19 protein-coding genes are annotated in these 26,136 nt (G+C 64.2%); 10 read left to right on the forward strand and 9 right to left on the reverse strand.

The genetic code is table 11. From position 1 onward, the window contains the following. Nucleotides 1–345: 345 nt before the first annotated feature. Both B5V02_RS34485 and B5V02_RS34490 read right to left on the reverse strand, forming a co-directional pair. Nucleotides 346–1,764, reverse strand: a complete 1,419-nt coding sequence (locus B5V02_RS34485; RefSeq protein WP_111548411.1) for a pilus assembly protein — start codon at nt 1,762–1,764, stop codon at nt 346–348. A gap of 387 nt (nt 1,765–2,151) precedes the next feature. Further along, on the reverse strand, nt 2,152–3,021 hold the full coding sequence (locus tag B5V02_RS34490) for a transglutaminase-like domain-containing protein (RefSeq protein ID WP_111548412.1): 870 nt from the start codon (nt 3,019–3,021) through the stop codon (nt 2,152–2,154). 169 nt (nt 3,022–3,190) lie between these two features. Here B5V02_RS34490 and B5V02_RS34495 point away from each other — a divergent pair, with 169 nt between their 5' ends. Then, the gene (locus tag B5V02_RS34495) at nt 3,191–3,862 is read left to right on the forward strand and encodes an HAD-IA family hydrolase (protein WP_111548413.1); all 672 of its coding nucleotides are present in this window, start codon (nt 3,191–3,193) and stop codon (nt 3,860–3,862) included. A 70-nt stretch (nt 3,863–3,932) separates the two neighbouring features. Here B5V02_RS34495 and B5V02_RS34500 read toward each other — a convergent pair whose 3' ends face one another. Beyond that, nucleotides 3,933–4,154 (reverse strand): DUF1674 domain-containing protein, encoded by a 222-nt coding sequence (locus B5V02_RS34500; RefSeq protein ID WP_111548414.1) that lies wholly within the window; start codon nt 4,152–4,154, stop codon nt 3,933–3,935. A 102-nt stretch (nt 4,155–4,256) separates the two neighbouring features. On the opposite strand from B5V02_RS34500, the gene htpX reads away from it, so the two are divergent. From htpX to purH, 4 genes are all read left to right on the forward strand, one after another. Then, nucleotides 4,257–5,279: a zinc metalloprotease HtpX gene (htpX, locus tag B5V02_RS34505; protein ID WP_111548415.1), complete on the forward strand. Its 1,023-nt coding sequence runs from the start codon at nt 4,257–4,259 to the stop codon at nt 5,277–5,279. Continuing rightward, a complete protein-coding gene (locus B5V02_RS34510; protein WP_425374446.1) occupies nt 5,276–6,664 on the forward strand; it encodes an RsmB/NOP family class I SAM-dependent RNA methyltransferase in 1,389 nt (462 codons plus the stop codon). Before htpX ends, B5V02_RS34510 begins: the two co-directional genes overlap by 4 nt. Before the next feature lie 146 nt (nt 6,665–6,810). Continuing rightward, nucleotides 6,811–8,535, forward strand: a complete 1,725-nt coding sequence (locus tag B5V02_RS34515; RefSeq protein ID WP_111548417.1) for a heparinase II/III family protein — start codon at nt 6,811–6,813, stop codon at nt 8,533–8,535. Nucleotides 8,536–8,691: 156 nt separating this feature from the next. Continuing rightward, entirely contained in the window at nt 8,692–10,308 is a 1,617-nt protein-coding gene (gene purH, locus B5V02_RS34520) for a bifunctional phosphoribosylaminoimidazolecarboxamide formyltransferase/IMP cyclohydrolase (protein WP_111548564.1), read from the forward strand. Between the two features lie 152 nt (nt 10,309–10,460). Here purH and B5V02_RS34525 read toward each other — a convergent pair whose 3' ends face one another. Both B5V02_RS34525 and B5V02_RS34530 read right to left on the reverse strand, forming a co-directional pair. Then, a complete protein-coding gene (locus tag B5V02_RS34525) occupies nt 10,461–11,837 on the reverse strand; it encodes an MFS transporter (RefSeq protein ID WP_111548418.1) in 1,377 nt (458 codons plus the stop codon). 295 nt (nt 11,838–12,132) lie between these two features. Continuing rightward, nucleotides 12,133–16,923 (reverse strand): NAD-glutamate dehydrogenase, encoded by a 4,791-nt coding sequence (locus B5V02_RS34530; RefSeq protein WP_111548419.1) that lies wholly within the window; start codon nt 16,921–16,923, stop codon nt 12,133–12,135. Nucleotides 16,924–17,059: 136 nt separating this feature from the next. Between B5V02_RS34530 and B5V02_RS34535 the strand changes: the two genes are divergently transcribed. Next, a complete protein-coding gene (locus tag B5V02_RS34535) occupies nt 17,060–17,623 on the forward strand; it encodes a peroxidase-related enzyme (RefSeq protein WP_111548420.1) in 564 nt (187 codons plus the stop codon). 137 nt (nt 17,624–17,760) lie between these two features. Then, the gene (locus B5V02_RS34540; RefSeq protein ID WP_111548421.1) at nt 17,761–18,084 is read left to right on the forward strand and encodes a YciI family protein; all 324 of its coding nucleotides are present in this window, start codon (nt 17,761–17,763) and stop codon (nt 18,082–18,084) included. Between the two features lie 86 nt (nt 18,085–18,170). Here the strand turns inward: B5V02_RS34540 and B5V02_RS34545 are convergent, their stop codons facing one another. Continuing rightward, nucleotides 18,171–18,782 carry a LysE family translocator gene (locus B5V02_RS34545; RefSeq protein ID WP_111548422.1) on the reverse strand — a complete coding sequence of 204 codons (612 nt, stop codon included), beginning with the start codon at nt 18,780–18,782 and terminating at the stop codon, nt 18,171–18,173. A gap of 604 nt (nt 18,783–19,386) precedes the next feature. On the opposite strand from B5V02_RS34545, the gene B5V02_RS34550 reads away from it, so the two are divergent. Next, nucleotides 19,387–20,013 (forward strand): DUF1062 domain-containing protein, encoded by a 627-nt coding sequence (locus B5V02_RS34550; RefSeq protein ID WP_111548423.1) that lies wholly within the window; start codon nt 19,387–19,389, stop codon nt 20,011–20,013. A 59-nt stretch (nt 20,014–20,072) separates the two neighbouring features. On the opposite strand, the gene typA is transcribed toward B5V02_RS34550, so the two are convergent. Further along, nucleotides 20,073–21,902 (reverse strand): translational GTPase TypA, encoded by a 1,830-nt coding sequence (typA, locus tag B5V02_RS34555; RefSeq protein WP_111548424.1) that lies wholly within the window; start codon nt 21,900–21,902, stop codon nt 20,073–20,075. Between the two features lie 197 nt (nt 21,903–22,099). Between typA and B5V02_RS34560 the strand changes: the two genes are divergently transcribed. Further along, the gene (locus B5V02_RS34560; RefSeq protein WP_245446359.1) at nt 22,100–22,381 is read left to right on the forward strand and encodes a hypothetical protein; all 282 of its coding nucleotides are present in this window, start codon (nt 22,100–22,102) and stop codon (nt 22,379–22,381) included. A gap of 45 nt (nt 22,382–22,426) precedes the next feature. Here the strand turns inward: B5V02_RS34560 and B5V02_RS34565 are convergent, their stop codons facing one another. Next, nucleotides 22,427–24,001, reverse strand: a complete 1,575-nt coding sequence (locus B5V02_RS34565; protein WP_111548565.1) for an alkaline phosphatase D family protein — start codon at nt 23,999–24,001, stop codon at nt 22,427–22,429. Nucleotides 24,002–24,158: 157 nt separating this feature from the next. Continuing rightward, nucleotides 24,159–25,442: an MFS transporter gene (locus tag B5V02_RS34570; RefSeq protein WP_111548426.1), complete on the reverse strand. Its 1,284-nt coding sequence runs from the start codon at nt 25,440–25,442 to the stop codon at nt 24,159–24,161. Nucleotides 25,443–25,516: 74 nt separating this feature from the next. On the opposite strand from B5V02_RS34570, the gene B5V02_RS34575 reads away from it, so the two are divergent. Further along, entirely contained in the window at nt 25,517–26,134 is a 618-nt protein-coding gene (locus B5V02_RS34575) for a TetR/AcrR family transcriptional regulator (RefSeq protein ID WP_111548566.1), read from the forward strand. Nucleotides 26,135–26,136: the final 2 nt, after the last annotated feature.

Consider the following 26,136-nt stretch of genomic DNA (forward strand, 5'->3'; position numbering starts at 1 on the left):
AGCCGCCCGTCTGGCCAGCCTGTCTGGAAAGACACACATCCGGCTTTTTGACGGAGCCGCCTTGCCATTTGCCAAATCAGACCCCATCATCTCGGTGTGTTCAACAAATCGAAAGGAGGTGATCCGATGTCGAGTGATTTCGTTTTCCAGAACGTGGCCTCAGCGGATTGCACTTTCGGGAAGCAGTCTTCCCGTTAAGGCGCGAGATGCGCGGCGGGTGACCTCACAGGTCGCCGCCATTGGCCGCGCCACGGACGGAAACACGGAAGGCCGCGGCTTCGAAGGAAGCGGCGGCCTTTTCCTTTTGGACCAAAATCACGCAGAACTGCCCGGCTTCTCAACGACTCATTTGGCGACGGTGATCTTCTCGATGTTCCGGACGATGTCGTCGAACGCCTGCTTCAATTCCGCGCCGGTGGCAGCCTCGTAATAGTGTTTCAGAGACGACGTGTCCGCCGTGGAGCAGTCCTGAAGCACGCTTTTTGCCTGGTCCCGTTCGGTCACCGTCATGGTCGGATCGTTCAAGTCGAAGCCGATCGTGAATATCTCGATACCGTCGCGCTTCATCTCACCGCAAATGCCTTCGGCATTGCCGCGCGACATCTGGCCCGCATTCTGTGAATTTGGCGCACCGCGCCCGCCGGCGAAGGCTGTGTTGAACTGGCCGTCGGTCATCAGGATGGCGACCTTGGCGACTTTCCTCTTGTCGAAATTGGCGGGACCCGCACTGAGCCCGGCATTGACGATGGTCGAGCGCCACGAGGGTGAAAGCATGTAGTAGCCCCACTGCGCAGCGATGCCGCCGGCGGTCACGCCAGCCGCGCTGAAATCGTCGATTGTGTCGAGCAGCTTGTCCTCGTCGGCCGACAGCGGGATGAGTTCCGGCGTCGGGCAGGTTTTCATGTGATCGTCCCGATTGATTTTGGCCAGGTACTCTTTGCCATTGTTGTCCCACCGCGATGTGAAAGGCCCGTCGGACGAAGTGTCGGCATAGCCATCCTTGTCCTTGCGTTCGGTGGCACATTTGTCCGGCGCTAGTGTCACCGACACCGAAACCGGAGCATCCACAGGTGGCGGCAGATCCGGCCCGCCCTTCGTCTCAACGAAGACGCTGTCAGCAAGACCGCCAGTGTTCACTGCTTCGGCATAGGGAACAATCGCCACACGCACACGCGGATTTTTCGGATCGATGTTGTTGTCCAGCAGATCCTTGACAGCCCCAGACGCGGCAACTTTCAGGTCGCCGATCTTGTTGGTCTTGGCCCATACATTCGGCCCCATCGACCCGGTCACATCGAGCATCATCGCCACTTCGATGGTCTTGTCCGAGTAGAGCGCCGTTGTGGAAGCGGCGACGCGTTTCATGTCACCCATGTTGAAAATCGGGAAATACAGGGCGACATCGACATGGGCGTCCGCCCGGACCGTCTTGGCGGTCCTGTTGACAATCAGCCTGTCCATGACGATCTGGTCGGCCGGCAGGATGCCTGCCTGGCTGTTGGCGTCGAGAAAGGCCTGCACCGATGCGTTGGCATCGGCTTCCCTAGTGACGCCGGTCGTCAGGTCGCGCGCCGTCGACGTCACAGCGGCGTCGACCACGCCCTGCAGGCTCGATCTGGCATTGTAGAGCTGCGTTACGTTGACGGAAAAGCCAACAGCTAGCGCCAAGACCGAGGCGGTAAGGCCGAACAGGACCGCGAAATTTCCACCGCGATGTCTGGCGAAGACGCCAACCGCGTGAACAAGACCCCCGTAATTCCGCATCCTACAGCCTCCACTCGCCTCGGCCTCGTCGCCGCAGGAAGGACAATGCAGGATTCCAGCCGGGTGACGCCGCCACGGGGCAGAAGACCAGCCGTGTGCCAACAACTTGTTGTTTTTGTTTGGTTTCGAGCTGCGTAAAGGTGAACGACTGGTAAACAGAAAAACGATCTTGCGGCTTCGTTTACGAGCCGCTTACCATGATCAGACCAAGGGATCCCGGAATGCACGATGACGTCCTGTTGCGGCACAGGACTTCTGTGCCGAAGCGGACCAGCTGTTCCTAAATCGCAGCTGTCCCGAAAACGAAGTGCAAAATGATGCGGCTGCCGGGACCTAGGGTGTGTTGAGATTGAGGTCAGGCCGGCTTCACCTGAATATCTGCACACCTTAGGCAAGCATTTGCGCGCTGACGGTCCTGTCGATGCCGTGATAGGGCGGGTTGAACAGATTGCCTTCCTGCTCATAGGTCCACACCTTGAACAGGCTCAGCCGGTGCGGGCCGAAGCTGTGCAGCAGCGGTACGTCGGTGGCGTCGCGGCCGCGCGCGATGACGACGCGACCGATCCTCGGCGTGTTGTGGCGGGGATCGAACGTGTACCATTTGCCGTCGAGGAACACTTCCAGCCACGCCGAGAAATCCATCGGCGCCGGATCGATCGGCACGCCGATGTCGCCGAGATAGCCGTTCACATAGCGCGCCGGAATGTTCATGCAGCGGCAGAGCGTGATCGCCAGATGAGCAAAGTCGCGGCAGACGCCGACGCGTTCCTCATGCGCCTGGGCCGCGGTGCGGGTCGGACGCGCATAGCCATAGCCGAACGATAGCCGGTTGTGGACATAGTCGACGATCGCCCGCACCCGCGCCCAACCCGAGGGGACATGGCCGAAAAGCTGCCATGCCAGGGCGCTCAGATGATCGGTCTCGCAATAGCGGCTGCCGAGGAGATAACCGAGCACCTCGTCCGGCAGTTCCGCCACCGGCACTTCCCTGGCCAGTGTGTTGACTTCGTCGGTCTCGCCGCTGTCCTCGATGACTGCATCGTAAAGAATGCGAAAGCCGCCGGCGGGCGCGGTGAAGCGACGGCAGGCATTGCCATGCAGATCGTGGTAGAGGCTGGTCGGCACGGCAGGCGACGTCAGCACCCGCGTCTGCCGCTTGATGTCGGCCTGCCTGTCCTTGTGGATCTCGAGCAGTGAAATCACCGGGGTGGCCGCGGTGCATTCGATGGCGATTTCGTAGCCGAGCCGGATCAGCATCGCAGTCCCCCCTCGATTATCGCGGAAAACAGTTTTGTTGAAACGCGAGAGGCGGGCTGTGGTTCCCTGGAATCATCGAAAAGATGATCCCTCGCACCTTCCCATAAAGAGGCCGCAACGTTAGGTTCGGCGATCGCCGCAAGCGCTCCCCCCCAACTCAAGGAAAACCATGTTCGCAGGCAAGAAATTCGCGGCCTTCCTCTTCGATATGGACGGCACGCTGCTCAACTCGATCGCCGCCGCGGAGCGGGTGTGGAGCGCATGGGCGACCCGGCACGGCCTCGACGTGGCGGCTTTCCTGCCGACGATGCACGGCATCCGGGCGATCGAGACCGTCCGCCGGCTGGCGCTTCCCGGGCTGGATCCCCAGCACGAGGCGGACGAGATTTCGCGGGCCGAAATCGCTGACGTCGAGGGGATCCATGCCATTGCCGGCGCTGCTGCTTTCCTGGCTTCGTTGCCGCCGCAGCGCTGGGCGATCGTCACCTCATCGCCGCGCGCGCTTGCGCTGCGGCGGATCGAGGCGGTGGGGCTTCCGCTTCCCGCCACCCTTGTCACAGGCGAAGACGTGTCGCACGGCAAGCCGGCGCCCGACTGCTTCCGGCTGGGCGCCGAGCGGCTCGGCGTCGACCCGCGCGATTGCCTGGTTTTCGAGGATGCAACGCCTGGCATCCAGGCGGCCGAAGCAGCCGGCGCCACGGTGGTCGTCGTCACAGCGACACATCAGCACCAGATGGAAACGCCGCACGCCACCATTTTTGACTACAGCAACCTGACCGCAGTCGCCGACGCCCAGGGCCGGCTTGGTCTGGAGCGTATCCAAAGCGCGGCGGCTTCCTGATGCAGGTCGCCCAAAACTGCGCAGCGGTTTTGGGACAACGACATGCCTAAAAACAAAACCCGGCAAACGCCTAGAAATCGCTGGTCAGGCCCTTGACCTCCCAGTCGCCGTAGCGGCCGGGTTCCTTGCCGCCACGGCCGCCGATTTCCTTCGGCGCCGCGGCTTCCTTCTCCAGATACTTCACCCGCCTTGCTTCGGCTTCCGCGAGGGCACGGCTGGCTTCCGGCGTCAGCGCCTTTGGCTGGACGTCATGGCCAAGGTCGGCATCGGTTTTACTGGTTTCGTCGTTCATGCGATATTTCCGGCGGATTGAAACGGGAACTGGCATTTCCCATCATATAGCGATGAGCCCACAGGGATCGAGCCCCCTTCACCAGCTGGACAGGAGCAGACGATGAACACACTTCGCACCGCCATGCTTCTTGCCGCGATGACGGCGCTGTTCATGGGAGTCGGCTTTTTGATCGGCGGATCGGGCGGCATGATGATCGCGCTGGTCATCGCCGCCGGCACCAATCTGTTCAGCTACTGGAACGCCGACAAGATGGTGCTGTCGATGAACCGCGCCGTCGAGGTCGACGAAAAGAACGCGCCCGAATATTACGCCATCGTTCAGTCACTGGCCCAACAGGCCGGCCTGCCGATGCCGAAGACCTATCTGATCGACAATCCGCAGCCGAACGCCTTCGCCACCGGCCGCAACCCGCAGAACGCGGCGGTTGCCGCCTCCACTGGCCTGCTGCAGCGGCTGAGCCATGAAGAAGTCGCCGCGGTGATGGCGCACGAGCTCGCCCATGTGCAGCACCGCGACACGCTGACCATGACGATCGTCGCCACCTTTGCCGGCGCCATCTCGATGCTCGGCAATTTCGCCTTCTTCCTCGGCGGCAACCGCGACAACAACAATCCGTTCGGCTTTGTCGGCGTGCTGGCGGCGATGATCGTGGCGCCCTTCGCGGCGATGATCGTGCAGATGGCGGTCAGCCGCACCCGCGAATACGAGGCCGACCGGCGCGGCGCCGAAATCTGTGGACACCCGCTCTGGCTGGCGTCCGCCCTTGACAAGATCGCCCGCGGCGCCGAACGCATTCCAAACCCCGATGCCGAGCGCAATCCGGCAATGGCGCATCTCTTCATCATCAATCCTCTTTCCGGCGAGCGCATGGACAGTCTGTTTTCCACCCACCCGAGCACCGAAAACCGCATCGCCGCGCTGCAAGCGATGGCGCGCGAGATGGAAGGCGGCGACACTCGGGTCGCACCGCGCCAGGCGCCGATGCCGCGGCAGGCGGACGAACAGCGGCCATCGGGCCCGTGGGACCACGCAGCTCGGCCCGAGCAGCCGGCAGAACCGGCCGGGCCGAAGCCCAATCCGTGGGGGCGCAACCCGACCGGGCCCAAAGGCCGGTGGTCGTGAGCGTGGCGGACAGAGGACCTCGACGCACCGTCTCAGGCGATCCGGAACACAATGCCGGCGGCGACTTCGTTGCCGGTCTCGCCGCCCGCAAGGCGGCGGCGCGCCTGCTTGCCGCCGTCATCGACGCCAGGACGCCACTCGACGGACTGACCGATCATGAAAACGGCCACCCGCAATACAAGGCGCTCGACCTGCGCGATCGCGGCCTGGTGCGCGCCATTCTGGTCACCGCACTGCGCTATCGCATGACCATCACCGGGCTGCTGGCGCGGCGCCTGGAAAAGCCGCTGCCGCCCAACGCCACCGCGCTGTCGCACATATTGCATGTGGCGGCGGCACAGATCCTGTTCCTCGACATTCCTGACAGCGCCGCCGTCGACCTGGCGGTGACCCACGCCAAGTCCGATCCGCGCACGGTGCGCTTTTCCGGTCTGGTCAACGGCGTGCTGCGCACGCTCGCGCGGATCAAGGAAGCCGAACTTCCGACAACCCTTGCCGCTACCGACGAAGCGCCGAAATGGCTCTCCGAGCGGCTGAAGGCTGCCTATGGCAATGAGAAGGCCAGGCAGATTCTCGCCGCCCATCGGCACGAAGCGCCGGTCGATTTCTCGGTCAAGGCCGATCCCGAGCTGTGGGCCGAACGGCTCGGCGGCATCGTCCTGCCGACCGGCACGGTGCGCGTGGAAAAGCTTGCCGGACCGGTCACCGAATTGCCCGGCTTTGCCGATGGCGCCTGGTGGGTCCAGGACACCGCGGCCAGCCTGCCGGCGCGGCTGTTCGGCGATGTCGGAGGGCTCCGCGTCGCCGATCTCTGCGCCGCCCCTGGCGGCAAGACCGCTCAGCTCATTCTCGCCGGCGCCAAGGTCACCGCCGTCGACACCTCGAAAAACCGGCTGGCGCGGCTGACGCAAAATCTCGAACGTCTCGGCCTGTCGGCCGACATCGTCCAGGCCGACCTGCTCAAGTACGAGCCGGAGGAATTGTTCGACGCCGTGCTCCTCGACGCGCCCTGCTCATCGACCGGCACGGTGCGGCGGCATCCCGACGTGCCATGGACCAAGACGGCGGCCGATGTCGAGAAGCTCGCCGACCTGCAACGCAGGCTGCTCGCCCGCGCCGTCACGCTGGTAAAACCCGGCGGCAGGATCGTCTTTTCCAACTGTTCGCTCGACCCGATCGAGGGCGAGGACCTCTATCGCGCCTTTCTGGCCTGCACGGCTGAAACAGCCAACGATCCGCTGCAGCAAGGAGAGATCGCCGGCATCGATCCGTTCCTGACGCCGCAAGGCACGCTGCGCACCACGCCCGCCGATCTGGACCTCGGCGCGCCGGAACGCTCGGGCCTGGACGGCTTCTTCGCCGCCCGCATACGCCGAGCCGGCTAAGGATTTAACCACCCGGATTTACTGACTTTTTTAGGGAGGGTCGGGGGCAAAACCGGGTGACCGGCGCCGCCCGATGGAATTCGCCTTCGCACGAGTCGTGCAATCATGTAAACTTGCGCCGGGGTAGAGGACGATCAGGAGGGGATTTGGCACTTGCTGCCAGCAACACGACGCGTCTATGGACGCTTGTCGCGAAGGAGTTCTGGCGCAAAACGCGCCGGCGCCTGCGTGCCGGGCCGATGTATCGTTGGCGCTATTCCGGCCGCACGCCCGAACGTGTGCTGATCGCACCGCCGGACCTGCGTCTGGCCGACCCCCAGATCGCGCTCGAGATCTACTACGGCCGTTATCCCTTGTCGGGGCATCTGGTCGAGACCGGCGGCAAGTCGCCCTTCCAGATCAACGTGCCCAACCATGGCTGGCAAAAGACGCTGCACGGCTTTCGCTGGCTGCGCCACATGCGTGCCGCCGGCACTGAGCTCGCCGCCGCCAATGCCCGCGCGCTGGTCTCCGACTGGATCACCATGCATGGCAGCCATATTTCCGGCATCGCCTGGGAGCCCGGCACGACGGCCAAGCGCATCATCGCCTGGCTGCAGCATTCCCCTGTCGTGCTGCAGGGCGCCGAATTCCCCTTCTACCGCGCCTTCCTGAAGTCGCTTGCCGTCCAGATCCGCTACCTCAGGTCGATGACGCGCGAAATGCCGGATGGCAAGGACAGGCTGCGCGCCCGCATCGCGCTGGCCTTCGCCGCCCTGTCCTTGCCGGCGCCGGCATCGGCGCTGCGCGGCGCCACCCGCAACCTCGCCGGGGAGCTCGACCGCCAGATCCTTGCCGATGGCGGTCACATTTCGCGCAATCCGATGGTCGTCCTGGAAATCCTCGCCGACCTTTTGCCGCTGCGCCAGACCTATGCCAACCAGGCCGAAACGCCGCCGCAGGCCCTCATCGGCGCCATCGACCGCATGCTGCCGGCGCTGCGCTTCTTCCGCCATCAGGACGGCAGTCTAGCCCGCTTCAACGGCATGGGCGCCACCATCCACGACCGGATCGCCACCATCCTGCGTCACGACGACACCGCCGGCTCGCCGCTGCTGCATGCGCCGCATTCCGGCTATGAGCGCCTGTCGATGGGCGGCGTCACTGTTATCGCCGACACCGGCCTGCCGCCGCCGGTCGACGTGTCCAACGCCGCGCATGCCGGCTGCCTCGCCTTCGAACTGTCGTCCGGCCGCCAGCACTACATCGTCAACGCCGGCATCGACACCTATGGCGTCGCCGAGTTCCGGCCGCTGGCACGCGCCACCGCCGCGCACTCGACCGCCACCATCAACGACACCTCGTCGGCACGCTTCACCCATTCGCTGCGCGTCAACGACCTGCTCGGCTCGCCGCTGATCGGCGGCCCGCAGCATGTGCAGTGCAAGCGCATCGACCAGAAGGGCGTTCAGGGTTTCATCGCCCGCCATGACGGCTATGTCCCGCGCTTCGGCTTCCTGCACGAGCGCGAGCTGAAATTGTCGTCGAACGGCAACGTGCTGACCGGTAGGGATCGCTTCCAGCGGCCCGGCAATGCCACGATCCGCAACAACGGCCGCGACTTCGTCACCGTCCGCTTCCACGTCCACCCCGACGTCAATCTGCTGCAGGACGAGCACGATCGACTGGTCCTGGCCGGCGATCAGGCCGACACCTGGGTGTTCACCTCCAGCGAAGTGGTGCCGGAGGTCGAGGAATCGATCTATTTCGCCGGTCTTGGCGGCCCGCGCCGCAGCCGCCAGATCGTGCTTGCCTTCAAGGCCTCGGAAGTCGCCGAAGTCCAGTGGCAACTGACGCGCACCAGCATCGCCGGTTACCCGGAAAACAACTGATCGTATCTGCCTCGCGCATGAGGCCGAAAAGTTGCAGACTTTTCGGATAAACATCATGCGGCAACAAGAGCCAGGCAGCGCTTCCGGTTTGATTTCCCGATATCCTGTGCTAGGGCGCGGGCACCCACCACACCAGCCGTGAAAGGCCGCCAGCCCATGGCCGTCGCCGCCAAGAACATTCCAGCACCCGACCTCGTTCCGGTCCGTCGCGCCCTGCTCTCCGTTTTCGACAAGACCGGCCTGATCGATTTCGCCAACGCGCTGGCGGCCGCCGGCGTCGAGCTGGTCTCGACCGGCGGCACGGCAAAGGCGATCGCCGAGGCCGGCCTGGCCGTGCGTGATGTCTCCGAGCTCACCGGTTTTCCCGAGATCATGGATGGCCGCGTCAAGACCTTGCATCCGTCGGTACATGGCGCGCTGCTTGGCGTGCGCGACGACCCGGAGCATGCCGCGGCAATGCGCAAATACGGCATCGAGCCGATCGATCTCGTCGTCTCCAATCTCTATCCGTTCGAGGAGGTCCGCCGCTCCGGCGCCGACTATGCCGCGATCGTCGAGAACATCGACATTGGCGGCCCTGCGATGATCCGCGCCTCGGCCAAGAACCACGCCTATGTCGCCATCGTCACCGACCCCGGCGACTACGCCTCGGTGCTGAATGCGCTGGAGATGAACATCGGCTCGCTGTCGCTGGATTTCCGCAAGAAGCTGGCCGCCAAGGCGTTTGCCCGCACCGCCACCTATGACGCGGCGATCTCCGGCTGGTTCGCCGAGGCGCTGGAGATCGAGCATCCGATGTGGGGCGCCTTCGGCGGCAGGCTGGTCGAGGTGATGCGCTACGGCGAGAACCCGCACCAGAGCGCCGGCTTCTACGTCAATGGCGACAAGCGGCCGGGCGTCGCCACGGCACGCCAGCTGCAGGGCAAGCAGCTCTCCTACAACAACATCAACGACACCGACGCCGCCTTCGAGCTGGCCGGCGAGTTCGATCCGAACCGCTCCGCCGCCGTCGCCATCATCAAGCACGCCAACCCGTGCGGGGTGGCCGAGGGCACGTCGCTGAAAGCAGCCTACGCCAAGGCGCTCGCCTGCGATCCGGTCTCGGCCTTCGGCGGCATCGTCGCCATGAATCGCACCCTCGACGCCGAAGCTGCCAAGGAGATCGTGAAAACCTTCACCGAGGTGATCATCGCGCCCGACGCAACCGACGAAGCAGCCGCAATCATCGCGGCGAAGAAGAACCTGCGCCTGCTGGTGACCGGTGGCCTGCCGGACCCGCGCACGCCTGGCATGACGGTCAAATCCGTCGCTGGCGGCATGCTCGTCCAGGGCAGGGACAATGCCGTGGTCGATGACCTCGAGCTGAAAGTGGTGACCAAGCGCGCACCGACACCGGCCGAAATGGCCGACCTCAAATTCGCCTTCCGCATCGCCAAGCACGTCAAGTCCAACGCCATCGTCTACGTCAAAGACGGCGCCACCGTCGGCATCGGCGCCGGCCAGATGAGCCGGGTCGATTCCTCGCGCATCGCCGCGAGGAAGGCGCTCGACGCGGCCGAGGCGGCAGGCCTTGCCGAGCCGCTGACCAAGGGCTCGGTCGTCGCCTCCGACGCTTTCTTCCCCTTCGCCGACGGATTGCTGTCAGCGATCGAAGCCGGCGCCACTGCCGTCATCCAACCCGGCGGCTCGATGCGCGACGACGACGTCATCGCCGCCGCCGACGCGCACGGCATCGCCATGGTGTTTACCGGCGTGAGACATTTCCGGCATTAGTTCCGGCAAAGAGGCGTTCCGAGAATTCGCTCCGCTGAGTCGGATGGCGTGGGTTTCGAGAACCGGAGCGGAGCGGACACTCAAGTCCGTGAGCACCGGAAGCGCAGAAACCCGCGTCAGGCGGCCAGCGGAGTAGAATTATCGAACGCCTCTTACTCCACCGGCTGGTCCGCGGGATAGGGCGTCCTGATCAGGATCGCCATGCCGATGGCCAGGAACAGGATGATCACCGCCATGCCGAGCCGCGCCGAGTCGCTGACGGCGGTGATGGTTGCCACCAGAAACGGCGCCAGGAAACTGGTCGCCCGCCCGGCCAGCGCATAGATGCCGAAATAGCGGCCGGATTCCGCCGCCGTGACGCTGCGTGCCATGTAGGAGCGCGACGACGCCTGCACCGGCCCGAAGGCCAGCCCGATCAACAGGCCATACATGATGTAGGCTTTTTCAGCCGCGGTGCCGAACAGGCCGCCCGAATCGACCGTCGAGAGCTGTATCAGGCCGAGCAGCGTGAAGCCCGGACCGGTCGAGACGACGCCGATGGTGGCGATGGACAGCATGACCAGCGCAATCATCACCACCACCTTGGAGCCGAGTGCGGTGTCGAGGCGCGCCGCGACCCAGCAGCCAAGGATGGCGACGACATTGAGGATGATGCCGAACATGCCGATCTCGGTGATCGACCAGTGGAACATCGCCGCCGCAAAGGTGCCGCCCAGCGCCAGCAAGGCGTTGACGCCGTCCTGATAGATCATGCGGGCGACGAGGAAGCGGAAGATGCCGCCGCGCTGGCGCACCTCGGCCAGCGTCGATTTCAGCTCCGACAGGCCCTCACGCACCGCCGGCCCGATCGGTATGCCCTTGATGGCATCCGGCGTGAAGAAGAACATCGGCAGGATGAACAGGAAGTACCAGCCGGCCGACAGCGGCCCGGTGGCGCGCGCATCCTCACCGAGCTTCGGGTCGAGCCCGAACAGCGGGTCGATGCCGATGATCGTCTTGCCGGTCTCCGGCGAGCCGGCCATGCAGGTGACGACGAAGATCAGCGCGATCATGCCGCCGAGATAACCGAGGCCCCAGGCGATGTTGGAGATGCGGCCGATTTCGCTTTTCGGCACCAGCCGCGGCATCATCGAATCGTTGAACACGGTCGAGAATTCCGCCGCCACAGAGGCCAGCGAGAACAAGGCCACGACCAAGAACAGGTTGGAGCCGGGGGCCGCGAACCACAACAGGCAAAGGCTGGTGATCTTGATCGCGGCGAAGAACGCGATCCACGGCTTGCGCGGTCCGGTCTGGTCAGCGATCGAGCCGAGGATCGGCGACAGCACGGCGATGACCAGTCCGGCCGCGGCGATGCCGTAGCCCCAGACCGCCTGGCCGGTATTGGGATCGCTCGCCATGCGCGAAACGAAATAGGGGCCGAAGATGAAGGTGGTGACGACGGTGAAGAACGGCTGCGCCGCCCAGTCGAAGAACATCCATCCCCAGATGCCACGCCCAGACGCACGCTGCACTGTTACCTCGGCCATATCCCCTCCTCAGCATCCGCTGCGCCCGCGTCGCGCGCCATGTCTGCATGTTTCCGATGGTCATGCAAACGAACAAGCGTCGCGCCGCCCCCTTATTGCCCTTGGGTTCCTCCCCCCCACGCAGTGGGGGGGAGAGGTGGCTCGGCGAAGCCGAGACGGAGTGGGGAAATGCGCCATCCCATGTTTCAGGTAATCGTTCAAGGAAGGGCTTCACCCTAGGAAGCCCCCTCTCCGACCGCTTCGCGGCCACCTCTCCCCCGTTCTGGCGGGGCGAGGAACCCAAGCTTGCGAGGCCTCACATCCCCGTCAGATCGCTCATCAACCCGGACGCGACCGACAGCCGCGACACGGTGATGTCGCCGCCTTCGGTCAGTGCCTGCAGCCGCTCGCGGATGCGTGCCACCCGCTCGCCACCGGCTTCCAGCCAAGCCGCCACCGGATCCGCTGCCGTCGCATGGCCGGTGAGTGCCGCGACAGCAATGCCGCGCCGCGCTGAGCCGATCGTGTCGGTGGCGCGCGATAGCGCCAGCTGATCGTAGTAGTCCGAGGGCGTGATCGAGCGTGCCGCATCCTCGACGCGCGGGATGCGGAAGGCATCGCTGACCGCGAAGAACGCCTTGGCCGCGGCGACGATATCGGCGCCGGCCGTACGCGCCGTCAGCGCGATGTCGGGGATGAGCTCCGCCACCTCGTTGAGCGCCAATTGCCCGGCCAGCTTTTCCGGCGCGCCGGCCTTGAACAGCCCGTGCCGCTTCTCCTCGATACGCTCGCGCGAGAAGGCCGGCAGCAGCGAAACGAGCTTGGGCTCCAGTGCCTTGCGCGCTTCCTGCAGCTCAGTGATGCGCTGGCCAAGCGGTGCGGTGCCGGCATCGTTCTTGAGATACCAGCCGCTGGTCACGTAGATCAGCCGGCTGACCGCCTGGTAGAGATCGAGCTGCACCTGACCGTCGATGAGATTGTCGAGCGCGTCGATCTCGCGATAGAGCGCCGGCAAGGCAAAACCGTCGCGCACCACCGCGAAGGTGCGCACCACATCAGCCGCGGTGCGGCCGGTCGCTTCCTGCAGCCGGTTGACGAAGGACGGGCCGCCGCGATTGACCATGTCGTTGGCGACGACGCGGGCAATGATTTCGCGGCGCAGCCGGTGACCATGGATTTCGGCGGCGTATTTCTTCGCCATCCGGTCCGGGAAATAGCCCATCAGGTCGCGATCGAAATGCGCGTCGTCCGGCACGTCGCTGGCGACGATATCGGAAAACAGCACGATCTTGGCATAGGCGAGCAGCACGCCGAGCTCGGCCCTGGTCAGCGGTTCGCCACGTGCTTCGCGCTCGGCAAGGGCTGCCGGCGACGGCAGCGTCTCGACGGCGCGATCGAGCAGGCCGCGTGCCTCCAGCGCCGTCATGAAACGGCTCTGATGCGCGATGTCGGCGAGGCCGCGCTTGCGAGCGATCGAAAGCGCCAGCGTCTGCTCGTAATTGTTGGACAGCACCAGTCCGCCAACCTCGTCGGTCATTTCGGCCAGCAGCTTGTTGCGTGCCGGACGCGTCAACGATCCCTTGCGCATGGCCGAAGCCAGCGCAATCTTGATGTTGACCTCGACGTCGGAGCAGTTGACGCCGCCCGAATTGTCGATGGCGTCGGAGTTGCAGCGGCCGCCATTCAGACCGAACTCGATGCGCGCCCGCTGCGTCACGCCGAGATTGGCGCCCTCGCCGATCACCTTGGCGCGCACGTCGAGCGCGGTGATGCGGACGGCATCATTGGCGCGGTCGCCGACCTCGGCGTTGGTTTCGCTGGATGCCCTGAGATACGTGCCAATGCCGCCGAACCACAAAAGGTCTACCGGCGCCTTGAGGATGGCGCCCATGATCTCGACCGGCGTGGCGGTGGTCTTGGTCAAGCCGATCGCCGCCGCCGCTGCCGCCGGCAAGGTGATCGACTTCTGGTTGCGCGAGACGATGATGCCGCCTTCCGACAGTTTGGTCTTGTCGTAGTCCTGCCAGCTCGAACGCGGCAGGGCGAACATGCGCTCGCGCTCGGCCATCGACGCCACCATATCGGGATCGGGATCGATGAAGATGTCGCGATGGTCGAAGGCGGCGATCAGCCTGGTCTTCGGCGACAGCAGCATGCCGTTGCCGAACACGTCGCCCGACATGTCGCCGACACCGACGACGGTAAAGGGCGAGGTCTGGATGTCGCGGTTCATCTCGCGGAAATGCCGCTTGACCGCTTCCCAGGCGCCCTTGGCGGTGATGCCCATCTTCTTGTGGTCGTAGCCGGCCGAGCCGCCGCTGGCGAAGGCATCGTCGAGCCAGAAGCCGTGCTTCTCGCTGATGGCGTTCGCGGTGTCGGAGAAGGTCGCCGTGCCCTTGTCGGCGGCAACGACGAAATAGGGATCGTCCGGGTCGCGGCGCACGACGCCGACTGGCGGGATGACCCCGTCGAGGCCGATATTGTCGGTGATCGACAACAGACTCGAGACAAAGTTCTTGTAGGCCGAGGTGCCGGCCTCGAAGATCGCGTCACGGCTGCCGCCCGCCGGCAGGCGCTTGGGGAAGAAACCGCCCTTGGCGCCAACCGGCACGATGACGGCGTTCTTGACCTGCTGTGCCTTGACCAGGCCGAGCACCTCGGTGCGGTAGTCCTGGGCGCGGTCCGACCAGCGCAGGCCGCCACGCGCCACCGGGCCGAAGCGCAGATGCAGGCCCTCGACCTCGGAACCGTAGACGAAGATCTCCCGCCACGGCCGCGGCGCCGGCAATCCCTCGACCGCATGCGAATCCAGCTTGATCGCCAGCGACTGGCCTTTCTCTTTCGTATCGGCAACGAAATGATTGGTGCGCAGCGAGGCTTCGATCAAATTGAGGTAGCGGCGGATGATGGTGTCGTCGTCGATGTTCGGCACATCTTCCAGCGCATCCTTGATCTTGGCTTTGAGGTGCTTTGCCGCCACCACGCCTTCGGTCTCGGCCGTCGGGCCAAGCCGGGCGATGAACAACGCATGCAGGCCGCGGGCGATGTCGGGATAGCGGTTGAGCGCGGCGGCGATGAAATCCTGGCTTTGCGGAATGCCGACCTGCTGCAGATAGCGGCCATAGGCTCGCAGGATGGTGATCTCCCCCGACCACAGGCCGGCGGTCTGGGCAAGGCCGTTATAGCCGTCATTGTCGACGTCGCCGCGCCAGACGGACAGGAACGCGTCCTCGAACAGCGCGCCGCCATCGGCAAGGTCGATCGGCTTGCCGTAGCTGTTCTCCAACTCCATGTCGTGGATGAAGACCATGCCGGACTGGTCGCCGCCGACCTCGAACGTGCGCTCGCTGATGACGCGGAAGCCGATGTTTTCCAGCACCGGCACCCGCCGCGACAGCGCCACCGGGCTGCCGTGGTGATAGATCTTCAACGACGCCTGATGCGGCTTCTGCTCGGCATCACGATAATAGTCGATGGCGATCGGATTGCCGGCGCTGATCCTGGCGATGCGCCCGGCATCGGCCAGCGCCACCGCCGCGCTGAACGAATCGCGGTAGCTTTCCGGCAGCCGCGCGGCAATTGCCTTCAACCCCTGGTCGCCGCCATTGGCGTCCGCCGCATCGGAAAGGGCATCCTCCCAGGTGCGCACGATGTCACGGATCGCCGCCTCGATCGCCGCTTGCTCGACCTTTGGCGTCTTGCCGCCGGAGCGGCCGATGATGAAATGCACGCGCGCCAGCCCGCCTTCGGGGAAGGCAGGGTAATAGGCCGACAGCCGGCCTTCGAACACGGTCTTGAGATAGCTGCCGATCTTCTCGCGCACGACGCTGTCGTAACGGTCCCGCGGCACGAAGACGAGGATCGAGACGAAGCGGTCGAACTGGTCGGCGCGCACCAGCGCCCGAACGCGCGGCCGTTCGACAAGGCCAAGGATGGCGGCGGCGTGCTTCCTCAGGATCGGCACCGGAACCTGGAACAACTCGTCGCGCGGATAGCTCTCCAAAACGTTGATCAGCGCCTTGCCCGAGTGGTCGTGCCGGTCGAAGCCGGACTTGGCGATGATGGTTTCGGCCTTTGACCTGAGATAGGGGATCTTCATCACCGAACGCGTGTAGGCGGTCGAGGTGAACAGGCCGACGATGCGCAATTCGCCCGCCAGCGTACCTTTGGCGTTGTAGGTCTTGACGCCGATGTAATCGAGATAGATGCGGCGGTGCACCGAAGACTTGGCATTGGCCTTGGTGACGATTAGCGGCTCCGGTCCATGCAGGAAGGCGCGGATTTCCGGCGTCGTCGTCACCGCTTCCGTACCGCGCCTCAGCACCAGCACGTCGGGATCGGACAGGATGCCGAGACCGGGCTTGTCGGCGCGCTCCAGCGTGCCGCTTTCCTCGCCGCCGGTGTATTTGAATTCGCGCATGCCGAGGAAGGTGAAATTGTCGTCGCGCAGCCATTCCAGGAAGGCGATCGCCTCGGCAACGCTCTTCTTGTCGAGCGGCACCGCCGTATAGCGGAACTCCGAGATCGCCTGGTCGAGGCGGGCCAGCATCGGCCGCCAGTCGTGGACGGCGGCGTGCACCTGGCCGAGCATCTTGCGCAGCCGCTCGGTCAATCCGGTCGCCTGCTCGGCGGTCAGCCGCGGGATATGGACATGGATGACGCTCAGCCGGTCGTGATTGCCGTCGTCCTTGGCGAAATTGCCGTCGCCGAGGATTTCCTCGACGCCGTCTTTGCCGTGGCGAACGGTGATGACCGGATGAGTGACCAGGGTCGGTTCGCCGGCGCTCTCGGTGACCTCGCCGAGAATGGAATCGAACAGGAACGGCATGTTGTCGTTGACGACCGTGATCACGGTCACCGGGCGGCCCTCGCGGGCAACGCCTGAATCGGCATCGACGGCAACGACGCACTCGCCCTTCTTGTGGCCGGCAACCGCCTGGCCGGCGAGTTCGGCGGCACGTTCGAGGTCGGCCGCTTGATAGGTTGCGATGTCTTCGGCCGGCGCGCGGGCGAGCAGATAATCGGCAAGCCTGGTCGGCCTTTCCTCCGTTTTCGCCGCTGACGTGGCCTTCTTCTTCGACTTGCTAGCGGATTTCACGCTGGCCATGATGCCATTCCCTCCCGTCGCATGCTTTTGTGACTATGGTAGCAGATGACCGCTGTTTGGCGACAAAGGTTTGACGGCTTGCCAAGAATTATCGGAATTCTGCGGCAATCCGTCGCCCACCGAGGAGAAATGACCCATGACCGGCAAGATCACCGCGCTTGACCTCGCTTCGGGAGAGCTGAGCGAAGCGACAAAAGCCTATTTCGCCAAATGCGAGGAGAAGCTCGGTCTCGTCCCCAACGTGCTGCGCGCCTATGCCTTCGACGACAAGAAGTTGCGCGCCTTCACGGACATGTACAACGACCTGATGCTGGGAGAGTCCGGCCTGTCGAAGCTGGAACGCGAGATGATCGCGGTCGCCGTCTCCTCGATCAACCATTGCTATTATTGCCTGACCGCGCATGGCGCGGCGGTGCGCCAGCTGTCCGGTGATCCGGCACTCGGCGAGATGATGGTGATGAACTTCCGCGCCGCTGACCTTTCGCCGAAGCAGGCCGCGATGCTCGAATTCGCCGTCAAGCTGACCGAAGAGCCGGCTAAGATCGTCGAGGCTGACCGGGCCGCACTGCGCAAGGTCGGGTTCACCGACCGCGACATCTGGGACATCGCCTCGACCGCTTCGTTCTTCAACATGTCGAACCGGGTGGCGGCGGCAATCGACATGCGGCCGAACGACGAATACCACGCCATGGCGCGGTGAAGCACTGCGGTTGCGAGCCAACCACCCTGCATATTAGCTATGTCGCATTCTCGTTGCTTGTTTGCCGGTTTGGTCCGATGATCGGCGGGCGGCATGACCGCATGCCGGTTCCATGCCGCTGATCAAGGGAGGAGAACATGGCGAAGTTTCTCTACGTCTATCACGGCTCGGGCAAGATGCCGACCGAGGAGGCCGAGCGGAAAGCGGCAATGGACGCCTGGACGGACTGGTACGGCAAGCTCGGCTCGGCCGTGGTCGACGGCGGCAATCCGGTCGGCATGTCGAAGATGGTTCTGCCCGGCGGCAAGGTCGAGAACAACGGTGGCAGCAATCCAACTGCAGGCTATACAATAGTCGAAGCAAAAAACATTGACGATGCCGTCGGCAAGGCCAAGGACTGTCCTATCCTGATGGACCCAGGTTTCAGCGTCGAGATCGCGCCTATCATTGAAATGATGTGACGCGGCGTCCTACCGAACGTCCGCGTCACAAAAAAACGGTTCCCGCTTTTCGCTGACGCGGTCCTTCGGTTCGGGTACATGCTCTATCACCGCGCCGCGATGGCCGCGGCGGCGCCGGCCATCGTCGTGGCGCTGACGCGGTTGGCGATCCTCATGGCGCGCTTGCTCTTCAACAGCTTGCGCGCCTGCGAGGCGGCGAGCACCCAGGCGAGATCGATGGCGACCAGCACCACCGCCATCGTCGACGTCAGCTCGACCCAGCCGACGATGCTGACCGAAGCGAGGTCGATGATGGTCGGCAGCAGCGCCAGGTAGAACATCATGATCTTGGGATTGCCGAGCGTCACCGCCATGCCGGCGAAGAACAGTTTTGCGGGCGAATCCTCGCGCGGCATTTCGCCTGCGTTTGCCTCGACCGGCGCGGTCCACATCTTGAAGGCAAGATAAGCGAGATAGGCGACGCCGATCCATTTCACGACGACGAAAGCGAAGTGAAAACTCTGCGCCACGACAGCCAGCCCGAACACCGCCAGCGACAGCCAGATGGCCTCGCCGATCCACATGGCGAGCAGGAACGGGAACACGTCGCGAAAACCCTTCGAGATGACGCGAGCGACGAGTGCCGCGATCGACGGGCCGGGCGAGCCGGCAGCAACGAACAAAGCGGCGGCGAAGATCAGGAGCGAGGTAAGGTGCATGGCAATGCCTTCGAGCGTTGGGGAGCGGACAATACCTGATCGGCGGCGATTTGCCACCCTGCGGCCTGCTGCGAAATTCATCCTCTGAAGAGGCCTTGGCGCTGCCCCTCATCTGGCTGCCGCCATCTTCTCCCCGTGAACGGGGAGAAGGACGCTGTCATCGACGGTTTCGCCACCGTCAGCGGTGCAGAAGGAGTGCCGAGACTTGGGGCGCGGGCTTCTCCCCGTTTGCGGGGAGAAGGTGCCGGCAGGCGGATGAGGGGCAGCGCCGACCTCGACGATTGCAGGCCTTGCCGTTCCCATCGGGTGCCGCTAGAAGAGCCGCCGCGAAACAATTTTGAGCTTCACTTTGCCTACGTAACCGCCGGTCTCGTCAACTCCCCGACACACTGCATGGCGCCGCATTCGCGGTGCCTGTTTTCATTTTCATGTGTTCCTCTGGGCGGCGGTTCGAGACCGGTTTGGCACTGCTGAACCGCTGTCGCGCGCGACCGCCCGTGACACCTGATTTCCGATCGCCACAGCCTAATCGCCACGCCGCGCCCGCATGGGCATCTCGACAGCGCCGACCTTATGAACTTCCCGACGGGAAGGGCTTATCGGCATGTCTGGACTATCGCGTATCCGCTGGGCGATCGCGCCCAAGACCGCACCTCGACCGCTCATCAACTGCAACCGTTGCGGCACCGTGAAGGCCTATTGCTGCAGCGGGAAGTTCCGCGTCAACGCCAACGGCAAGCGCATCGACGTCTGGCTGATCTATCGCTGCATCGACTGCGACAATTCCTGGAATTTCGGCATATTGGAGCGCTGCAACCGCCTCGATATCGAGCCGGCGCGGCTGGCGGCGCTCGAAAGCAACGATCCCGCACTCGCCCGGCGCCATGCTTTCGATGTCGTTGCCCTGCGCAGCCGGGTGGGGCGTGTCGAGGAGTTTCCCGATGTCGCCGTCCACAAGCAGAGGCTTGGCGATACGAGGGAAAGCGCAACCGGGCTGGAACTCCAGCTCCGGCTCGAAATGCTGACATCGCTGCGGCTTGACCGGTTGCTCGCCGGCGAACTCGGCATTTCGCGATCACGGCTACAGGCGATGGAAGAGCGGCGTTTGCTGGTCGTTGATCCGGAAGGCACCAAGGCCTTGCGCAAGCCGGCCCGCGAGGGAACAACGATCCGCATCGATTTGATCAACGAACTTGATCGGCAGGCCATCATCTCGGCTGCTGGTGGATAAATGAAGAGAGGGGCGAAGCACTGACGTACTCTGCCCCTCTCAGCTGTCGAAAAAAGAGATTACGCCGCGCCGACCGCCTTGGCCGACTTCTCGAAGCGCTTGCGCTCGTTCGGGTCGAGATAGAGCTTGCGCAGGCGGATGGTCTTCGGTGTCACCTCGACCAGCTCGTCGTCCTGGATCCAGGCCAGCGCGCGTTCCAGCGTCATGCGGATCGGCGGGGTGAGCTTGACCGCCTCGTCCTTGCCGGCGGCACGGATGTTGGTGAGCTTCTTGCCCTTCAGCACGTTCACTTCGAGGTCGTTGTCACGGGAGTGGATGCCGATGATCATGCCCTGATAGACCTTGACGCCCGGGTCGATGACCATCGGGCCGCGGTCTTCCAGGTTCCACATGGCATAGGCCACCGCCTCGCCCTGCTCGTTGGAGATCAGCACGCCATTGGTGCGGCCCGGCAATTCGCCCTTGTAGGGCTCGTAGGCGTGGAACAGCCGGTTCATCACGGCCGTGCCGCGCGTGTCGGTCAACAGTTCCGACTGGTAGCCGATCAGGCCGCGCGTCGGCGCGTGGAAGACGATGCGCTGGCGGTTGCCGCCGGACGGGCGCAGCTCGACCATCTCGGCCTTGCGCTCCGACATCTTCTGCACGACGATGCCGGCATGCTCCTCGTCGACGTCGATGACGACTTCCTCGACCGGCTCCAGCAATTCGCCGTTCTCGCCCTTCTGCATGACGACGCGCGGACGCGACACGGCGATCTCAAAACCTTCGCGGCGCATCGTCTCGATCAGCACGGCCAGCTGCAATTCGCCGCGGCCGGAGACGAAGAACGAATCCTTGTCGGGCGATTCCTCGATCTTCAGCGCGACATTGCCTTCGGCCTCGCGCAGCAGGCGGTCGCGAATGACGCGGCTCGTCACCTTGTCACCTTCGGTGCCGGCCAGCGGGCTGTCGTTGACCAGGAAGGACATGGTCACGGTCGGCGGATCGATCGGCTGCGCATGCAGCGGCTCGGTCACCGCCGGATCGCAGAACGTGTCGGCGACGGTGCCCTTCGACAGGCCGGCAATGGCGACGATGTCGCCCGCCTGCGCTTCGTCGATCGGCTGGCGCTCGAGGCCACGGAAAGCGAGGATCTTGGAGATACGGCCGGTCTCGACCAGCGTGCCGTCATGGTGCAGCACCTTGACCGGCTGGTTGGACTTCAGCGTGCCGCTCTCGATGCGACCGGTGATGATGCGGCCAAGGAACGGATTGGCTTCCAGGATGGTACCGATCATGCGGAACGGGCCGGGATGAACGGTCGGCGCCGGCACATGCTTGATGACGAGATCGAACAGCGGCGCCAGGCCCTGGTCCTTGGGACCTTCCGGATTTTCGGAAACCCAGCCGTCGCGGCCTGAACCGTAGAGGATCGGGAAGTCGAGCTGCTCGTCGGTGGCGTCGAGCGCTGCGAACAGGTCGAACACCTCGTTGACCACCTCGACATGGCGGGCGTCCGGACGGTCGATCTTGTTGATGACGACGATCGGCTTCAGGCCGACCTTGAGCGCCTTGCCGACGACGAACTTGGTCTGCGGCATCGGCCCCTCGGCGGCGTCGACCAGCACGATGGCCGAATCCACCATCGACAGGATGCGCTCGACCTCGCCGCCGAAATCGGCGTGGCCGGGTGTGTCGACGATGTTGATGCGGGTGTCCTTCCAGTCGACCGAGGTCGCCTTGGCCAGGATGGTGATGCCGCGTTCCTTTTCGAGGTCGTTGGAATCCATGGCGCGTTCGGCGACGCGCTGATTGTCGCGGAAGGAGCCGGATTGCCGGAGCAATTGGTCGACGAGGGTGGTTTTTCCATGGTCGACGTGCGCGATGATCGCGATATTACGAATTTTCATGTTCTGGTCTCGGAAGCGTTGCGGGCAGCAGGCCAAAAGGCGCTGCCTCTTTCGGTTGCGCGGCTCATACAGGGTTTTTCGCAGTTGCGAAAGAGGCGGCGCGACACCAAATACTCATCAAATCTTAAGCATCTGCGTGTGAGATGATTTTGTTAACCAAGGCGGGAACCTTTCGGGGCCCGGGCAGTTCGAACGTCATGACCGATAAACTCAACCGATTTTGGCCGCTCATCGCGTCCATTGCCTTTGCCGCCCTGCTGGCAGTTAACGCCGCGCAGTCGGCCGCGACGCAGAAGGAGGCGCGGCCTGCCTTGCCGACCAATGCGCCATCCGCCGAGCAGGTCTTCGCCGACGCGCCCGACGGCGTCGACCCTATGGTGACCGGCCCGGTTAGCGCCGCCTTCAAGCAAAGGCAGGACGCTGCCAACTGCGACAGCGCCGTCTGGCCCAACATTCCGATGGTCTGCTACCCCGACTGACGACCGCCGGCAGCGGTCGTCATTCCGGAGATGACGAAAGTCGGCTTACGCCGACCGCACCGGGTCGAGCGTGACCTTGTAGAGCTCGTTGTCCTCGCGATCCATCAGCCGCACCGTCATCTGCTCGCTGGCGCCGTTGATATCGACCAGCCCGAAGAATTGCAGGCCGGCCGACGGCGGCAGGTTCTGGCCTTGCTCGGCGGTCGGCGCCTTGATGAATTTCAGCTCCGGACCGAACGTCATGTCGAAATCGTTCGGGCCGAACGTGCCGGCATGGATCGGGCCCGAGACGAATTCCCAGAACGGGTTGAAATCCTGGAACTGCGCCTTGTCGGGATTGTAGTAGTGCGCGGCGGTGTAATGCACGTCGGCGGTCAGCCAGACGGTGTTGCTGATGCCGGCATTCTTGATGAAGCGCAGCAGATCGGCGATCTCGAGTTCGCGTCCCTTGGCCGGGCCGTTGTCGCCGTTGCTGACCGCTTCGGCGCCGACCTTTTTGGCGCCATCGTCCCAGACCACAAGGCCGAGCGGCATGTCGGCGGCGATGATCTTCCAGGTCGCCTTCGAGTTTGCCAGTTCGCGCTTCAGCCATTTCGTCTGCTGTTCACCGAGCATACGCGATTGCGGCGTCATCTCGTCCTGCATGTCCGGACCGTTGGGGCCGCGATACGAACGCATGTCGAGGAAGAACACGTCGAGCAGCGGTCCGTAGGCAATCTTGCGATAGACGCGGCCGGGCTCGGACGGTTCGTAGCGGATCGTCGTCATTTCATGGAAGGCGCGCGCCGCACGTGCCGCCAGAACATGGATGGATTTCTCCGTGTAGCGGTTGTCGGCGCTGAGATCCTTCGAATCCGACCAGTTGTTCAGCACTTCGTGGTCGTCCCACTGGTAGAAGGTCGGGCAGATAGCGCTGAGGCTCAGCACGTTCTTGTCCATCATGTTGTATTTCCACTGGTCCCGGTATTCCTCCAGTGTCTCGGCGACCTTGCGCTTGCCGTCGATCAGCACGACGTTCTTCCACTTGCCGCCGCCGGGCAGGTCGACCTCGTCCTTCATGGCGCCGTCGGCATAGATGGTGTCGCCCGAATGCAGGAAGAAATCGGGCGTGTGCTTGCCGATCGTGGCGTAGGTCTTCATGCCGGTCTCGTCGATGCCCCAGCCCTGGCCCGCGGTGTCGCCCGACCAGGCGAACTTGACGTCGCGCCTGGAAGCGGGCGCGGTGCGGAAACGGCCGATGATCGGCTCGGAGACGGCGTTGATGTCGGCGAGATCGGCGGCCGTCATGCGATAGAAGATGTCCTGGTCGGAAGCGAGGTCGGTGAGCAGACGCTTGACCGTGTAGTCGCTGGCCGGCGAGGTATCGAGCGGCGCCAGGCGGACGGCGTCGGTGAAACTTTCGGTCGAAGACACTTCGAACATGACGCGCGACGGTCGGTCGGTGCGCGTCCACACCATGCCGCTGGTGGCGTCGACATCGCCTGACTGGACACCATGGGTGAAGGCCGGGCGCTGGTTGGCGCGCGAATAGTATGGCAGCGCCAGGCTGGAGACGCCGACCAGGCCAACGGCGCTGGCGGAAGTGACGAAAGCACGGCGGGTCATCGAGAGCTTGTTCATGGCTGTCTCCTGGATGGCTTGAAAATTGCCGCCAAGGTCAAGCGTCAATGTTTCAGGCACATCTCGAAACCATGAAGGTTTTCTGACGATCAACAGGCGAACTGCTGACCTCCCCCACGAGAGGGGAGATTGGCAGCTTGGCCGGCAGCCCCTCTTCTTACGCCGCCTGCGGTTCCGGATCGAACACCGGCCGGCTGGTGTTGATCAACAGCGAGATACAGGCGGCGGCGATCGCCGTCATGCCGGCGATCAGGAAGGCCAACTCGTAATTGCCCTGCAGCTCGCGCATTGTGCCGCCGAAGGCTGCGGCCGCGGCAGCACCAATCTGATGGCCGGCGACGATCCAGCCAAACACGATCGGGCCGCTGCGGTCGCCGAACGCCTCGTTGGCGAGCCTCAGCGTCGGCGGCACGGTGGCGATCCAGTCGAGGCCGTAGAGGACCGCGAAGATGATCAGGCTGGTCGCCGAGAAGCCGGAATAGGGCAGGTAGATCAGCGACAGGCCACGGATGGCATAATAGACGCCGAGCAGCTTGCGCGGGTCGTAGCGGTCAGTGAGCCAGCCTGACAGCGTCGTGCCGATCAGGTCGAAAATGCCCATCATCGACAACAGGCCGGCCGCCTGCACCTCGCCGATGCCCATATCGCCGCAGAAGGCGATCAGATGCGTGCCGACCAGCCCGTTGGTGGTGAAGCCGCAGACGAAGAAGGTGGCGAACAGGTACCAGAACACGCGCGTGCCGGCGGCACGGCGCAGCGTCGAGAACGTGTGCGCGAGGAAATTGCCCTGTGAAGCAGGCGGCGCCGGCGGCACGTCGTCGGCCTCGGCGCCATATCGCACCATGCCGATCGAAGCCGGCCGCTCCGGCACCAGCAGCCAGACCAGCGGCACGAGAGCCGCGGTGGCGATCGCAACCGCGATGACGACCGGCTGCCAGCCACCCGACTGCGCCAGCGCGGCGATCAGCGGCAGGAACACCAGCATGCCGGTGGCGCTGGAGGCCGACATCAGTCCCATGACAAGGCCGCGATTGGTCTTGAACCAGCGGTTGACGATGGTGGCGCCGAGCACGCTGGCAACGGCACCGGAACCGATGCCCGAGAACACACCCCAGGTGATGAACAGATGCCAGGGCTTGGTCATCAGCAGGCTGAGCGCGGTCGAGCCCGACATCACCACCAGCGAGGCAAGCAGCGTGCGGCGCAGCCCGATCCGCTCCGTCAAGGCCGCCGCAAATGGACCGGTCAGGCCGTAGAGCAGGATGCCGACACCGGCGGCCAGCGAAACGACGTCGCGGCGCCAGCCGAAACTGTTCTCCAGCGGCAGCATCATGACGGCGGGCGCGGACCGCAGCCCAGCCGCGATCAGCAAACAGAAAAAGATGACGCCGACCACGACGAAAGCGTAGCGCTGGCCAAACGGGCGGGATTGAGTTATCATGTTACTGACCGGTACGTTGCAGATGGAGGTGAGGTATACGTACCGATCGGTAACATTGTCAATCGAGTTCCATGATGCCAACGGACAAAAATATTGAACTGACCATCAACGACGGTCATGCATCGGCGCCACCGAAGGCTGCCAAGAAAATCCTCGACGTGGCGTACGACCTGTTCTACCGGCGCGGCATCAGGGCGATCGGCGTCGACGAGATCGTCAAGCGCGCCGGCGTCACCAAGCCCAGCCTCTATCGCAGCTTTCCCTCCAAGGACGAATTGGCGGCCTCCTATCTCAGGCAGTACGATCAGGAGTACTGGGAGCGTTTCGATGAGGCGGTCGCCGCTCATCCCGGCGACCCGCGCGCACAGATCAAGGCGTTCCTGACCCGCATCGGCAAGCGCACGCAGATGGCTGAATATCGCGGCTGCGGCATGACCAATGCGGCGGTCGAATATCCCGAACACGGCCATCCGGCCCGCGTGGTCAGCGAAGCCAACAAGCACGAACTGCGCCGCCGCCTGCGCGCCATGGCGGTTGCGATGGGCGCGCAAGACGCCGACACTTTGGGCGACGGCCTGCTGCTCCTGATCGAAGGCGCCTATATCAGCGGCCAGCTGTTCGGGCTCGGCGGCCCGGCGCAAACGGTCGCCCGCAATGCCGACCTGCTGATTGAGGCGAGCTTGAAGAAATAGCG

The sequence above is a fragment of the Mesorhizobium kowhaii genome (genome assembly GCF_003253745.1).
Classification (GTDB): domain Bacteria; phylum Pseudomonadota; class Alphaproteobacteria; order Rhizobiales; family Rhizobiaceae; genus Mesorhizobium; species Mesorhizobium kowhaii.

Excerpts from the sequence above, each read along its gene's own strand:
- B5V02_RS34485 (WP_111548411.1), bottom strand. The coding sequence starts at position 1,764 with ATGCGGAATTACGGGGGTCTTGTTCACGCGGTTGGCGTCTTCGCCAGA.
- B5V02_RS34490 (WP_111548412.1), bottom strand. The coding sequence starts at position 3,021 with ATGCTGATCCGGCTCGGCTACGAAATCGCCATCGAATGCACCGCGGCC.
- B5V02_RS34495 (WP_111548413.1), top strand. The coding sequence starts at position 3,191 with ATGTTCGCAGGCAAGAAATTCGCGGCCTTCCTCTTCGATATGGACGGC.
- B5V02_RS34500 (WP_111548414.1), bottom strand. The coding sequence starts at position 4,154 with ATGAACGACGAAACCAGTAAAACCGATGCCGACCTTGGCCATGACGTC.
- htpX (WP_111548415.1), top strand. The coding sequence starts at position 4,257 with ATGAACACACTTCGCACCGCCATGCTTCTTGCCGCGATGACGGCGCTG.
- purH (WP_111548564.1), top strand. The coding sequence starts at position 8,692 with ATGGCCGTCGCCGCCAAGAACATTCCAGCACCCGACCTCGTTCCGGTC.
- B5V02_RS34525 (WP_111548418.1), bottom strand. The coding sequence starts at position 11,837 with ATGGCCGAGGTAACAGTGCAGCGTGCGTCTGGGCGTGGCATCTGGGGA.
- B5V02_RS34530 (WP_111548419.1), bottom strand. The coding sequence starts at position 16,923 with ATGGCCAGCGTGAAATCCGCTAGCAAGTCGAAGAAGAAGGCCACGTCA.
- B5V02_RS34535 (WP_111548420.1), top strand. The coding sequence starts at position 17,060 with ATGACCGGCAAGATCACCGCGCTTGACCTCGCTTCGGGAGAGCTGAGC.
- B5V02_RS34540 (WP_111548421.1), top strand. The coding sequence starts at position 17,761 with ATGGCGAAGTTTCTCTACGTCTATCACGGCTCGGGCAAGATGCCGACC.
- B5V02_RS34545 (WP_111548422.1), bottom strand. The coding sequence starts at position 18,782 with ATGCACCTTACCTCGCTCCTGATCTTCGCCGCCGCTTTGTTCGTTGCT.
- B5V02_RS34550 (WP_111548423.1), top strand. The coding sequence starts at position 19,387 with ATGTCTGGACTATCGCGTATCCGCTGGGCGATCGCGCCCAAGACCGCA.
- typA (WP_111548424.1), bottom strand. The coding sequence starts at position 21,902 with ATGAAAATTCGTAATATCGCGATCATCGCGCACGTCGACCATGGAAAA.
- B5V02_RS34560 (WP_245446359.1), top strand. The coding sequence starts at position 22,100 with ATGACCGATAAACTCAACCGATTTTGGCCGCTCATCGCGTCCATTGCC.
- B5V02_RS34565 (WP_111548565.1), bottom strand. The coding sequence starts at position 24,001 with ATGAACAAGCTCTCGATGACCCGCCGTGCTTTCGTCACTTCCGCCAGC.
- B5V02_RS34570 (WP_111548426.1), bottom strand. The coding sequence starts at position 25,442 with ATGATAACTCAATCCCGCCCGTTTGGCCAGCGCTACGCTTTCGTCGTG.
- B5V02_RS34575 (WP_111548566.1), top strand. The coding sequence starts at position 25,517 with ATGCCAACGGACAAAAATATTGAACTGACCATCAACGACGGTCATGCA.